Genomic DNA, 13,427 nt, shown 5'->3' on the forward strand with positions numbered 1-13,427 from the left:
ATTTGTTTGCTTAAAAACGTCGTCCCCGCGCAGGCGGGGACCCAATTTGGCGGGCATTTCGGCGAATTTCGCAGAACTTGGGTACCCGCCTGCGCGGGTACGACGGATATGCGGAGCTTAACTTAACGGCATTAAGGTCAGGCTCCGGGGCTCACAGCGTTTGCGGTTGGTGCGCCGATGTCGCTAATCGCGTTGCAGCTGCTCCTGGTTGTCAGCCTCGGCACGTAGCCGGCGCCATAGCGTGGTGCGGCTGATGCCCAGGTAGTCGGCAGCGGCGTCGCGCCGGCCGTCGAAGCGGGCCAGCACCTCTGTTGCGCTGGCCGTGTCGCGGTGCGCGCGGCCGATGCCGGGCGACGATGCAGTGGCGCCGGTAGCAGCGCCACCGGCGCCAACACCGGCGTGGCCGCCCAGCTCCGGCGCCACGCCCACGATGAACGCGGGTGTGAGCGCCTGCAGCGGCTCGGCCGCCAGGAATAGTGCCAGGCGTTCGGCCAGGTTGCGCAGCTCGCGCACGTTGCCGGGCCAGGCGTATGCTTGCAGCAGCGGCGCGCAGGCGGCCATCTCGGCGCGCAGGTTGGGATGCGGCCTGGCGCCCAGCGACGCCAGCGCATGTTTGAGCGACCACTCGGCCAGCGCTGTCACGTCGCCGGGCCGCGCGCGCAGCGGCGGCAGCGTCAGCCGCAGCACCGCCAGCCGGTAGAACAGGTCGGCGCGGAAGCGGCCATCGCGCACGCGCTGTTCCAGGTCGCAGTGGGTGGCGCTGATGATGCGCACCTCGACGCTTATCGGCCGGGTGCCGCCCACCCGCACTACCTGCCGTTCTTCCAGCACTCGTAATAAACGCGTTTGCAGCGTGAGCGGCATTTCGCCGATTTCATCGAGGAACAGGGTGCCGTGGTTGGCAGCCTCGAACAGGCCGGCGTGGCCGCCGCGCCGTGCGCCGGTAAATGCACCTTCTTCATGGCCGAACAGCTCCGATTCCAGCAGCGACTCGGCAATGGCGCCGCAGTTGACCGCCACGAAGGGCCGGTTCTGCCCCAGGCGGCGCGGGCCCTCGTTGTGGATGGCCTGGGCGGCCAGTTCCTTGCCGCTGCCGGTCTCGCCAAAGATCAATACCGTGGCCGGCGATTTCGCGTACAGCACCACCGTCTGGCGCACGGTTTCCATGGCAGCCGATTCGCCGCGCAGGTCGGTGATGCCATGGCGCGCGCGCAGGGTGTCGGCCGCCGCGCCGGTGCTGGAACCGGCGCCACGCGCGCGGCCCCGGCTCGCTTCGAGCTGGGTTAGCCGCGCCAGTTCCAGCGCGTCGTCGAAGGCATGGCGCACCGACGCCGCCGAATACACGAACACGCCGGTCAATCCCGCTTCCTCGGCCAGGTCGGTGATGCGGCCGGCGCCGACGATGGCCTTGATGCCGGCCGCTTTTAAATCGTTGACCTGGTCACGGGCATCTTCCTCGGTGATGTAGGTACGCTGCGCCACGTTGATGTCGAAGGTGGCGGTGAACTCGGCCAGCTCCTGCAGCCGCTCCTGGTAGGTGACGATGCCCACGTGCGGTGACACGCGCCGCGCCCGCGCCAGCGCCTGCAGTACATCGAAGCCGCTGAAGCGGGCCACCACCACCGGCACCGACAGCCGGCTGCGCAGGTAGGCGGCGTTGGAGCCGGCAGCGATCACGGCGTCGCAGCGCTCGGTGGCCAGGCGCGCGCGAATGTGGCGCACGGCGTCGTCGAAACCGAGGTGGATTTGTTCGATGCTGGCGCGGTTGTCGTATTCGAGCGTGATGTGGCGGAACAGGTCGGACAGGCGCGAGACGGAAACGGTCCAGATCACTGGTTTATCGTCGGGGTCGAGCGGCAGGGAAGGGGCAGTTCGCATGTTGCAATTGTAGCCCATCTGTTTCGATGTTTCAGAATGAAACGCTGATGAAACATGGTAAGTCTGTAAGTGCTTGATTTTTAAAGAACACAAGGGTGGCACGGCGTTTGCAATAAGTTGACCAACTTCACCGCAACATTGAAAGGTCACCCATGAGTTATTCCGCAGGCGCCGCATTCCGCCAGGCTGTGCAAGAAGAATCGCCGTTGCAGGTGGTCGGCGCCATCAACGCCAACCACGCCTTGCTGGCCAAGCGCGCCGGTTTCCGCGCCATCTATCTGTCGGGCGGCGGCGTGGCGGCCGGCTCCCTGGGCTTGCCCGACCTCGGCATCTCCAGCCTGGACGACGTGCTCACCGATATCCGCCGCATCACCGACGTGTGCGACCTGCCGCTCCTGGTCGATGCCGACACCGGCTTTGGCGCTTCGGCCTTCAACGTCGCGCGCACCGTCAAGACCATGATCAAGGCCGGCGCCGCCGCCATGCACATCGAAGACCAGGTGGGCGCCAAGCGCTGCGGCCACCGGCCCGGCAAGGAAATTGTCTCGCAGCAGGAGATGGTGGACCGCGTGAGCGCTGCCGTCGATGCGCGCACCGACGACCAGTTCGTGATCATGGCCCGCACCGACGCGCTGGCCGTCGAAGGCCTGGACGCGGCGATTGCCCGCGCCGTCGCATGCGTGGAGGCGGGCGCCGACATGATCTTCCCCGAAGCGATGATCAGTCTCGAGATGTACAAGCAGTTTGCCGCCGCCGTCAAGGTACCGGTGCTGGCCAATATCACCGAGTTCGGCTCCACCCCGCTGTTTACGGTGGACGAGCTGCGCGACGCCGACGTGGGCCTGGTGCTGTACCCGCTGTCGGCGTTCCGCGCCATGAACAAGGCGGCCGAAAACGTCTATGACGCGATTCGCCGCGACGGCACCCAGCAGAACGTGCTCGATACCATGCAGACGCGCGCCGAGCTGTATGAACGGATCAATTACCACAGCTTCGAGCAGAAGCTCGATGTCCTGTTTGCCGCGCAAAAAAAATAATCGTTTACGGATCTCAGGAGACCATCATGTCCGATACCACCACCACCTTCAAACCCAAAAAATCCGTCGCCCTGTCCGGCGTCGCTGCCGGTAACACGGCGCTATGCTCGGTCGGCAAGACCGGCAACGACCTGCACTACCGCGGCTACGACATCCTCGACCTGGCCACCACCAGCGAGTTCGAGGAAATCGCCTACCTGCTGGTGCACGGCAAGCTGCCCAACGACGGCGAGCTGCGTGGCTACAAGGCCAAGCTGCGCTCGCTGCGCGGCCTGCCGCAGGCAGTCAAATCCGCGCTCGAAGCCTTGCCGGCAGCGGCCCACCCGATGGACGTGATGCGCACCGGCGCCTCGGTACTGGGCTGCGTGCTGCCGGAGAAGGACGACCATAACGTGCCGGGTGCGCGCGACATCGCCGACCGCCTGATGGCGTCGTTCGGCTCGATGCTGCTGTACTGGTACCATTACAGCCATAATGGCAAGCGCATCGAGGTGCAAACCGACGACGACTCGATCGGCGGCCACTTCCTGCACCTGCTGCACGGCTTCAAGCCGCCCGAGAGCTGGGTGCGCGCCATGCACACGTCGCTGATCCTGTACGCCGAACACGAATTCAATGCGTCCACCTTTACCGGCCGCGTGATCGCCGGCACCGGTTCCGACATGCACTCGGCCATTACCGGCGCCATCGGCGCGCTGCGCGGTCCCAAGCACGGCGGCGCCAACGAGTTCGCGTTCGAGATACAGAAGCGCTACGAAAACGCCGACGAAGCGGAAGCGGACATCCGCAACCGCGTGGCCAACAAGGAAGTGGTGATCGGCTTCGGCCATCCCGTATACACGATTTCCGATCCGCGCAACGTGGTGATCAAGGAAGTGGCGCGCCAGCTGTCGCAGGACGGCGGCTCGATGAAAATGTTCGACATCGCCGAGCGGCTCGAAACCGTGATGTGGGACGTGAAAAAGATGTTCCCCAACCTGGACTGGTTCTCGGCCGTGTCGTACCACATGATGGGCGTGCCGACCGCGATGTTTACCCCGCTGTTCGTCATCTCGCGCACGTCGGGCTGGGCCGCGCACGTGATCGAGCAGCGCATCGACAACAAGATCATTCGCCCGTCCGCCAACTATGTCGGTCCCGAAGACCTGCAATTCGTGCCGATCGAGGACCGTGCATGATGAGCAAATCGATGAGCAAGTCCATGAGCATCGCGATGAACACGCAGTTCCGCAAGCCGCTACCCGGCACTGCGCTCGATTACTTCGACGCGCGCGCCGCTGTCGAGGCGATTCAACCGGGTGCCTGGGACGGGCTGCCGTACACCTCGCGCGTGCTGGCCGAAAACCTGGTGCGCCGCTGCGACCCCGCCACGCTCGATGCCTCGCTGGCGCAACTGATCGAGCGCCGCCGCGACCTCGATTTTCCTTGGTTCCCGGCCCGCGTGGTCTGCCACGACATCCTCGGCCAGACCGCGCTGGTGGACCTGGCCGGCCTGCGCGACGCCATCGCCCTGCAAGGCGGCGACCCGGCGCTGGTCAACCCGGTGGTGCCCACCCAGCTGGTGGTCGATCATTCGCTGGCGGTGGAATGCGGCGGCTTCGATCCCGATGCCTTTGCCAAGAACCGCGCCATCGAAGACCGCCGCAACGAAGACCGTTTCGACTTCATCGAATGGACCAAGAAGGCATTCAAGAACGTCGATGTGATCCCGCCCGGTAACGGCATCCTGCACCAGATCAATCTCGAGCGCATGTCGCCGGTGATCCAGGCCCAGGACGGCGTGGCCTTTCCCGACACCCTGGTCGGCACCGACTCGCACACGCCGATGGTCGATGCGCTCGGCGTGATTGCCATCGGCGTCGGCGGCCTGGAAGCGGAAAGCGTGATGCTGGGCCGCGCCTCGTGGATGCGCCTGCCCGACATCATCGGCGTGGAACTGACCGGCAAGCCCGGCCCCGGCATCACCGCCACCGACACCGTGCTGGCGCTGACCGAATTTTTGCGCAAACAGAAAGTGGTGTCGTCGTACCTGGAGTTCTTCGGCGAAGGCGCCGCCCACCTGACGCTGGGCGACCGCGCCACGATTTCCAATATGGCGCCCGAATACGGCTCCACCGCCGCCATGTTCTACATCGACGAGCAGACGATCAAGTATTTGCGCCTGACCGGCCGCGATGAAGACACGGTCAAGCTGGTGGAAACCTATGCGAAAGAGACTGGCCTGTGGGCCGACGCGCTGGCCACCGCGCAGTACGAGCGCGTATTGACGTTCGACCTGTCGTCGGTGGTGCGCAATATCGCCGGACCGTCGAACCCGCACAGCCGCGTGCCGACGTCGGAACTCGCCGCCCGTGGCATCAGCGGCGTGGTGGAAAACGAACCGGGCCTGATGCCTGACGGCGCCTGCATCATCGCGGCCATTACCAGCTGTACCAACACCAACAACCCGCGCAACATGATCGCCGCCGGCCTGCTGGCCCGTAACGCCAATGCGCGGGGCCTCACGCGCAAGCCGTGGGTCAAGTCGTCGCTGGCGCCCGGTTCGAAGACCGTCACGCTGTACCTGGAAGCGGCCGGGCTGATGGCCGAACTTGAACAACTGGGCTTTGGCGTGGTCGCTTACGCCTGCACGTCGTGCAATGGCATGTCGGGCGCGCTCGAGCCAAGCATCCAGCAGGAGGTGATAGAGCGCGACCTGTACGCCACCGCCGTCCTGTCGGGCAACCGCAATTTCGACGGCCGCATTCACCCGTATGCCAAGCAGGCCTTCCTGGCCTCGCCGCCGCTGGTGGTGGCGTATGCGATTGCCGGCACCATCCGCTTCGATATCGAAAAGGATGTGCTGGGCGTGGACGCTGGCGGCTGTCCGGTCAAACTGGCCGACATCTGGCCGTCCGACGCCGAGATCGATGCGGTCGTTGCGGCCAGCGTGAAACCCGAGCAGTTCCGCAAGGTGTACATCCCGATGTTCGCCCGCGAGGCTGATGATGGCGTGGCGGTCAGCCCGCTGTACGACTGGCGCCCGCATACCACCTACATCCGCCGCCCGCCGTACTGGGAAGGGGCACTGGCTGGCGCGCGGTCGCTTACCGGCATGCGGCCGCTGGCGCTGCTCGGCGATAACATCACCACCGACCACCTGTCGCCATCGAACGCCATCATGGCCGACAGCGCGGCCGGCGAGTACCTGGCAAAAATGGGCCTGCCGGAAGAGGACTTCAATTCCTACGCCACCCATCGCGGCGACCACCTGACCGCGCAGCGCGCCACATTTGCCAATCCCACCCTGAAAAACGAGATGGTGCGCGACGCCGCCGGCAAGGTCATCGCCGGGTCGCTGGCGCGGGTGGAACCAGAGGGCACGGTCACGCGCATGTGGGAAGCCATCGAATCGTACATGGAGCGCAAGCAGCCGCTGATCGTGGTCGCTGGTGCCGACTACGGCCAGGGTTCGTCGCGCGACTGGGCCGCCAAGGGCGTGCGCCTGGCCGGCGTGGAAGCGATTGCCGCCGAGGGCTTCGAGCGCATCCACCGTACCAACCTGGTGGGCATGGGCGTACTGCCGCTGGAATTTACGCCAGGCGTCAACCGCCTGACGCTGGCGCTGGATGGCACCGAGACTTACGACGTGGTGGGCGCACGCACGCCGCGCGCCATGCTCACGCTGGTGATCCACCGCCGCAGCGGAGAGCGGGTGGAAACACCGGTGATCTGCCGGCTCGACACCCAGGAAGAAGTGTCGATCTACGAAGCGGGTGGCGTGCTGCAGCGCTTCGCACAGGATTTCCTGCAACAGCATAAAACCGCATAGGCCGCATGATGAACCAACAGACCAGAATCCCCGCCACCTATATGCGTGGCGGTACCAGCAAGGGGGTATTCTTCCGCCTGCAGGATTTGCCGCCCGCTGCCCAAGTACCCGGTGCTGCGCGCGATGCGCTGCTGCTGCGCGTGATCGGCAGCCCCGACCCCTACGGCAAGCAGATCGACGGCATGGGCAACGGCACCTCGAGCACCAGCAAGGCGGTAATCGTGGCGCCGGCCACCAAAGCCGATCACGATGTCGATTACCTGTTCGGCCAGGTCGCCATCGACCGCCCGTTCGTTGACTGGAGCGGCAACTGTGGCAACCTGTCGGCAGCCGTCGGTGCGTTCGCGATCCAGGCCGGGCTGGTCGATGCCGCGCGCGTGCCGCACGTCGGCGTGGCCGTGGTGCGCATCTGGCAGGCCAATATCGGCAAGACCATCATCGCCCATATCCCGATGACGGGCGGCCAGGTGCAGGAGCTGGGCGACTTCGAGCTCGATGGCGTGACCTTTCCGGCGGCCGAGGTGGTGCTCGAATTCATGGATCCGGCGGCAGACGAGGAGGGCGCCGGTGCTAATAGCACCAGCAGCGCCATGTTCCCCACCGGCCAATTGATCGACGACCTCGAAGTGCCAGGCATCGGCACGCTGCGCGCCACCATGATCAACGCCGGCATACCCACCATCTTCATCGAGGCGCAGGCGGTGGGCTGCACCGGCGCCGAACTGCAAGACGCGATCAATGGCGACGCGCGCGCGCTGGCCATGTTCGAAACCATCCGTGTGCACGGCGCCGTGCGCATGGGCCTCGTGGCCACCCTGGAGCAGGCCGCGCAACGCCAGCACACCCCCAAAGTGGCTTTCGTGGCGCCGCCGGCGCCCTACGTGGCGTCAAGCGGCAGGCAGGTGTCAGCAGGCGATATCGACTTGCTGGTGCGCGCGCTCTCGATGGGCAAATTGCACCACGCCATGATGGGTACCGCCGCAGTGGCCATCGGCGCCGCAGCCGCCATTCCCGGTACGCTGGTCAACCTGGCGGCCGGCGGCGGCGAGCGCCACGTGGTGCGCTTCGGCCACCCGTCGGGCACCTTGCGCGTGGGCGCCGAAGCCGTGCAGCAGGACGGCCAGTGGCGCGTGGTCAAAGCGGTGATGAGCCGCAGCGCGCGCATCCTGATGGAAGGTTGGGTCAGAGCTTAGTCTATCGGAGCGCGTGTAAGCCAGCGGTAAGTCTCGCAGCTTATTGTGGGCTCAAGCTCAGCTAAATGGGCAGGTTCCTCAATAAATGGAGACAGATGATGCAAGACGATTTGGTTCAAAAAATCAAAGCCGACCCCAATTACCATAAACTGGTCAAGGCGCGCTCCCGGTTCGGCTGGATCCTTACCGCGATGATGATGGTGGTCTATTACGGCTACATCCTCCTGATCGCGTTCGACAAAGAGCTGCTCGCTTCCAGGACCGGCGATGGCGTGATGACCTGGGGCATGCCGATCGGCCTGTTCGTGATCGTCTTCACCGTCATCATCACCGGCATCTACGTGCGTCGCGCCAACCGCGAATACGACGATCTGACCACCGCCATCGCCGCACGGGTGAAAGCATGAGCGCCTCGAACCGTCAACTGGCGATCGTCGCCTCCGCCCTGATCGGCGCAGCAGTCAGCGGCGTTGTGTACGCTGCCGGCGGCGACCTGGGCCAGGCCACCAAGCAGGCCACCAACTGGACCGCGATCGCCATGTTCGGCGTCTTCGTGCTGTTTACGCTGTGGGTCACCAAGTGGGCTGCCGCCAAGACCAAGTCGGCCGCCGACTTCTACACCGCCGGCGGCGGCATTACCGGCTTCCAGAATGGCCTGGCGATTGCCGGCGACTTCATGTCGGCCGCATCGTTCCTCGGTATTTCCGCCGCCGTGTTCCTCAACGGTTACGATGGCCTTATCTACGCCATCGGCTTCCTGGTCGGCTGGCCGGTGATTACCTTCCTGATGGCCGAGCGCCTGCGCAACCTGGGCCGCTTCACCTTTGCCGACGTTGCCGCTTATCGTTTTGCGCAAAAGCCGATCCGCATTTTCGCTGCCTCCGGCACCCTGGTCGTGGTGGCGTTCTACCTGATCGCGCAGATGGTCGGCGCCGGCCAGTTGATCAAACTGCTGTTCGGCCTCGAATACTGGATCGCGGTCGTACTGGTTGGTACCTTGATGATGATTTACGTGCTGTTCGGCGGCATGACCGCCACCACCTGGGTGCAGATCATCAAGGCGGTGATGCTGCTGGGCGGCGCCAGCTTCATGGCGCTGGCGGTACTGGCGCAGTTCAGCTTCAGCCCTGAAAAACTGTTCGCCAAGGCCGTGGAAGTCCACGCCAACAAGGACGCCATCATGGGCCCGGGCACGTTCATCAAGGATCCGATTTCGGCGATCTCGTTCGGCATGGCGCTGATGTTCGGTACTGCAGGCCTGCCGCATATCCTGATGCGCTTCTTCACCGTCCCGAATGCGAAAGAAGCACGCAAGTCGGTACTGTGGGCCACCACCTGGATCGGCTACTTCTACGTGCTGACCTTCATCATCGGTTTCGGCGCCATCGTTTTGGTGGGCACCAATCCCGAATTCAAGGATGCGGCGGGCAAGCTCCTGGGCGGTAACAACATGGCGGCGGTGCACCTGGCCAAGGCGGTCGGCGGCGACGTCTTCCTCGGCTTCATTTCGGCCGTGGCCTTCGCCACCATCCTGGCGGTGGTTGCCGGCCTGACCCTGTCGGGCGCATCGGCGGTATCGCACGACATCTACGCCACCGTGATCAAGAAGGGCAAGGCCACCGGCGCCGACGAACTGCGCGTCTCGAAAATGACCACCATCGCCCTCGGTATTGTCGCCGTGGTGCTGGGCATCGTGTTCGAGAAGCAGAACATCGCGTTCATGGTGTCACTGGCGTTCGCGATTGCTGCCTCGGCCAACTTCCCGGTCCTGTTCATGTCGGTGCTGTGGAAAGACTGCACCACCCGGGGCGCGACGGTCGGCGGTTTCCTCGGCCTGTTCACGGCGGTGGGACTGACCGTGGTGTCGAAATCGGTATGGGTGGACGTGTTCGGCAAGGCCGAGCCACTGTTCCCTTACGCTTCGCCGGCACTGTTCTCGATGATCGTCGGCTTCGTCGGCATCTGGCTGTTCTCGATCACCGATAAAGGCCCGCGTGCCCGCATCGACCGCGACGGCTTCGAAGCCCAGACCGTGCGTTCGGAAACCGGTATCGGCGCAGAAGGCGCCAGCGGCCACTGATGTAGCAAGAAAGTAGCAAGCTTGTCACGACAATGCCCGGTTTTTACCGGGCATTGTCGTTTTATGCCCCCCAAAGCCCTGGAGATGGTTTAACATCTGTCAACTAACAATAATAAGTTGTCATGTTTATCGATTTCTCAGGGGCCTTATGCTGACCAATACGGATTTTGTCGCCGGCGCGCTGGCGCTGATCGGCGTCCCCGCTTGCGCTTATGGCGTGGACGGCACGGTCATGGCTGCCAACGCAGAACTGGTGACTTTGCTCGGGCGCGACCCGTGCGGCCTGGGCGTGGATAAATTGTTTACGCTCCATGTGCGCGAGGCCAGCGTGGCCCGCCTGGCCACCGCCACGCCGGGTGCACGCTGGGATACTTACCTGACTCCCGCCAGCGGCCACTATTTTGCGGTCCAGGCCTGGGTCAAGCCGCTGCCGGCCGGCGCCGATATCGAGGGCGCGACCATCGTCTTCAACGACATCAGCGACGTGCGACGCGACCAGCGCGCGCTGCACAACGCGCTGCTGGAAAACCAGGCCATCCTCGATAGCGCGGTGCTCGGCATCTCGGTGGTGGAGGAGGGGCGTAACCTGCACTGCAACACCAAGATGGAAGAGCTGTTCGGCTACCCGCCGGGCGGCATGAACAACCTCAGTGTGCAGGCCTTTTATGCCGACAAGGCGGCCTGGCAGGCGGCGCGTGCCGAGACCATGCGCGACTTCATGGCTGGTCGCATCAACGTGTCCGAGTACGAACTGGTACGCCGCGACGGCACCGCGTTCTGGGCGCGCCTGTCCGGCCGTCCGTTCGACCTGGCGCATCCGCGCGGCCGGTCGGTGTGGCTGGTGGATGACATCACCGCGCGCCGCGAGGCTGCCGAGGCGGTGAGCCGCGCGCGCGATGAGCTGGAAGTGCGGGTGCTCGAGCGCACCGCCGAACTGGCCGGCGCCAACGCCCTGCTGCAGGGCGAGATCATCGAACGGCGCCAGGCCGAAGCCCGGGTGCACCACATGGCCTACCATGACAGCCTGACCGGACTGCCGAACCGCGCGTTGCTGTCGGACCGACTCGACCGCGCCATGCTCAACGCCCGGCGCTCGCAGCGCCAGCTGGCCATGATGTTCATCGACCTCGATCGCTTCAAGACCATCAACGATTCGCTCGGCCACATGACCGGCGACCAGCTGCTCAAGGAAGTAGCGAATCGCCTGTGCTGCGCAGTGCGCGCCAGCGATACCGTGGCGCGCCTGGGCGGCGACGAGTTCGTGGTGCTGTTGCCGGGTATTGCCGGCGCGGGGGAGGCGAGCGCGGTGGCCGAGCAGATCATTGCCGCGCTCGACGAGAGCTTTCCGCTCGAAGGCCGCCACCTGCACATCACGCCGTCGATCGGCATCTGCATTTATCCCGACGATGGCGCCGATGTCGCCACGCTGATGCGCAACGCGGACACTGCGATGTATCATGCCAAGGCCACCGGCAGGAACAATTATAAGTACTTCCAGCCGGTGATGAACGAGGCGGCAGCCCAGCATTTCGAGCTCGAATCGAACCTGCGCAACGCGCTCGCGCGCGACCAGTTCTCGCTGACCTACCAGCCCATCATGGACATCGGCACACGCCGCCTGCACGCGATGGAAGTGCTGCTGCGCTGGCGCCGTAACGAGCAGGATCTGGTGCTGCCCGACTGCTTCATTCCCATCATCGAGGAAAATGGACTGATCGTGCCGATCGGCGAGTGGGTGATCCGCCAGGCCTGCGAGCAAAGCATGGCGTGGCTGCGCGCCGGTTTCATGCCGGTACCGCTGGCAGTCAACCTGTCGGCGCGCCAGTTCATGCATGGCGGCCTGGTGGCCTCGGTGCGGCGCATTCTCGACGAGACCGGCATCGATCCGGCGCTGCTGGAATTCGAGATCACCGAGACCGCGCTGATGCAGCATGGCGAACAGACCCAGGAAATTCTCGAGCAGATCAACGCCATGGGCATCCGCCTGTCGATTGACGATTTCGGCACCGGCTATTCCAGCCTGGCCTACCTGAAGCGCTTTCCGGTCAAGAAGATCAAGATCGACCGGGCGTTCATCAAGGATCTGGCCAACAGCGCCGAGGACCGCGCCATCGTAGCGGCCATCATCGCCTTGTCGGGCAGCTTGCAGCTGTCGGTGGTGGCGGAAGGGGTGGAGAACGAAGGCCAGTATGCGCTCTTGCAGCGCAACGGCTGCCAGTTCGCCCAAGGTTTCCTGTTTTCCGAACCGGCGTCGCACGAAGAGGCGCGGCTGCTGCTGCCGCGCCGCGATGCGGTGCTGGCTGGCGTATAACCTAGCGGTTTATTCGATGGTGGCAATCACTGGTGTGTGATCGGACGGCTGCTCCCACTTGCGCGGGGTGCGATCGATCACGCAGGCGGTGCAGCGCTGCGCCAGCGCCGGCGACAGCAGGATGTGGTCGATGCGCAGGCCCTTGTTCAGGCGGAAGCCCAGTCCACGGTAGTCCCACCAGCTGTAAGATTTTTCCGGCTGTTCGAACAGGCGGAAGGCATCGGCCAGGCCGATATCGAGCAGCCGCCGCAAGGCAGCGCGCTCCGGTTCCGATACGTGCACCTCGCCTTCCCATGCAGCGGGATCGTGCACGTCGCGGTCTTCCGGCGCGATATTGTAGTCGCCCAGCACCGCCAGCTGCGGGTGTTGCGCCTCCTCCTGGCTGATCCATGCATGGAAGGCGTCGAGCCAGCCCATCTTGTACTGGTATTTTTCGGAACCCACGCTTTGGCCATTGGGCACGTACGCGCAGACAACGCGCATGCCGCCGATGGTTGCCGCCAGGATGCGTTGTTGCGGATCGTCCAATAGCGGATTGTTCCTGACTACATCGGTGATAGGCAGCTTTGACAAAATAGCCACACCGTTATAAGTTTTTTGCCCGGCGTACGCCACGTGGTAGCCGGCAGCCTCGATCTGGGCGAACGGGAACTTGTCGTCAGTTAATTTTGTTTCCTGTATGCAGAGCACATCGGTGGGATTTGCCTCTAGCCATGTCATAACGTGCGGCAGTCTTACGTTCAGTGAGTTAACATTCCATGTAGCTAATTTTATCACTAGTTAATGTCCTTGAAGAATTGATGCAGCAGGGGCGCGGAGCCAAAGACGCATCTTACCGCAATCGGATTTAACAGATGAGGCGGCCAGGTTGATACCAATAGTGGCGATTTTTCAGAGAAATCGTGGAATAACACTTCGCAATATTGTCTCCAGCGCCTAAAATGTTGCAGAAATTGTGAAATGCTATGGAAATTGCCAAATCTGTCTCCTAGTTATCAAAATTGAATTCGTGCGCGAGACAGAATAGCAAATAAGAAATATACTGTTACAAAATTAAGTCAAAACTAGTGTTGCCAATGAGCAACCTCAGTACAGCAATAATCTACTATAGTGGTTA

9 protein-coding genes are annotated in these 13,427 nt (G+C 63.7%); 7 read left to right on the plus strand and 2 right to left on the minus strand.

Annotated elements, in window-relative coordinates; translation table 11 throughout:
- Positions 1-183: 183 nt before the first annotated feature.
- Entirely contained in the window at positions 184-1,878 is a 1,695-nt protein-coding gene (gene prpR, locus DUPY_RS00370) for a propionate catabolism operon regulatory protein PrpR (RefSeq protein ID WP_070245778.1), read from the minus strand.
- A gap of 152 nt (positions 1,879-2,030) precedes the next feature.
- Here prpR and prpB point away from each other — a divergent pair, with 152 nt between their 5' ends.
- From prpB to DUPY_RS00405, 7 genes are all read left to right on the plus strand, one after another.
- Complete coding sequence (gene prpB, locus DUPY_RS00375) at positions 2,031-2,915, plus strand: methylisocitrate lyase (RefSeq protein ID WP_070245757.1); 885 nt, start codon at positions 2,031-2,033, stop codon at positions 2,913-2,915.
- 26 nt (positions 2,916-2,941) lie between these two features.
- Entirely contained in the window at positions 2,942-4,093 is a 1,152-nt protein-coding gene (gene prpC / locus DUPY_RS00380; RefSeq protein ID WP_070245758.1) for a bifunctional 2-methylcitrate synthase/citrate synthase, read from the plus strand.
- Positions 4,094-4,128: 35 nt separating this feature from the next.
- Positions 4,129-6,726 (plus strand): Fe/S-dependent 2-methylisocitrate dehydratase AcnD, encoded by a 2,598-nt coding sequence (gene acnD / locus DUPY_RS00385; protein WP_070245779.1) that lies wholly within the window; start codon positions 4,129-4,131, stop codon positions 6,724-6,726.
- 5 nt (positions 6,727-6,731) lie between these two features.
- The gene (gene prpF / locus DUPY_RS00390) at positions 6,732-7,919 is read left to right on the plus strand and encodes a 2-methylaconitate cis-trans isomerase PrpF (protein ID WP_141749354.1); all 1,188 of its coding nucleotides are present in this window, start codon (positions 6,732-6,734) and stop codon (positions 7,917-7,919) included.
- A gap of 98 nt (positions 7,920-8,017) precedes the next feature.
- Positions 8,018-8,326, plus strand: a complete 309-nt coding sequence (locus tag DUPY_RS00395) for a DUF485 domain-containing protein (RefSeq protein ID WP_070245781.1) — start codon at positions 8,018-8,020, stop codon at positions 8,324-8,326.
- Positions 8,323-9,999: a cation acetate symporter gene (locus DUPY_RS00400; protein ID WP_070245759.1), complete on the plus strand. Its 1,677-nt coding sequence runs from the start codon at positions 8,323-8,325 to the stop codon at positions 9,997-9,999. The genes DUPY_RS00395 and DUPY_RS00400 overlap by 4 nt, the downstream gene beginning before the upstream one ends.
- A 148-nt stretch (positions 10,000-10,147) precedes the next feature.
- Positions 10,148-12,310, plus strand: a complete 2,163-nt coding sequence (locus DUPY_RS00405) for a putative bifunctional diguanylate cyclase/phosphodiesterase (protein WP_229255184.1) — start codon at positions 10,148-10,150, stop codon at positions 12,308-12,310.
- A 9-nt stretch (positions 12,311-12,319) separates the two neighbouring features.
- Here the strand turns inward: DUPY_RS00405 and xth are convergent, their stop codons facing one another.
- Positions 12,320-13,084 (minus strand): exodeoxyribonuclease III, encoded by a 765-nt coding sequence (xth, locus tag DUPY_RS00410; protein WP_070245782.1) that lies wholly within the window; start codon positions 13,082-13,084, stop codon positions 12,320-12,322.
- Between the last annotated feature and the right edge of the window lie 343 nt (positions 13,085-13,427).

It is taken from the genome of Duganella phyllosphaerae, assembly GCF_001758785.1.
Taxonomy (GTDB): domain Bacteria; phylum Pseudomonadota; class Gammaproteobacteria; order Burkholderiales; family Burkholderiaceae_D; genus Rugamonas; species Rugamonas phyllosphaerae.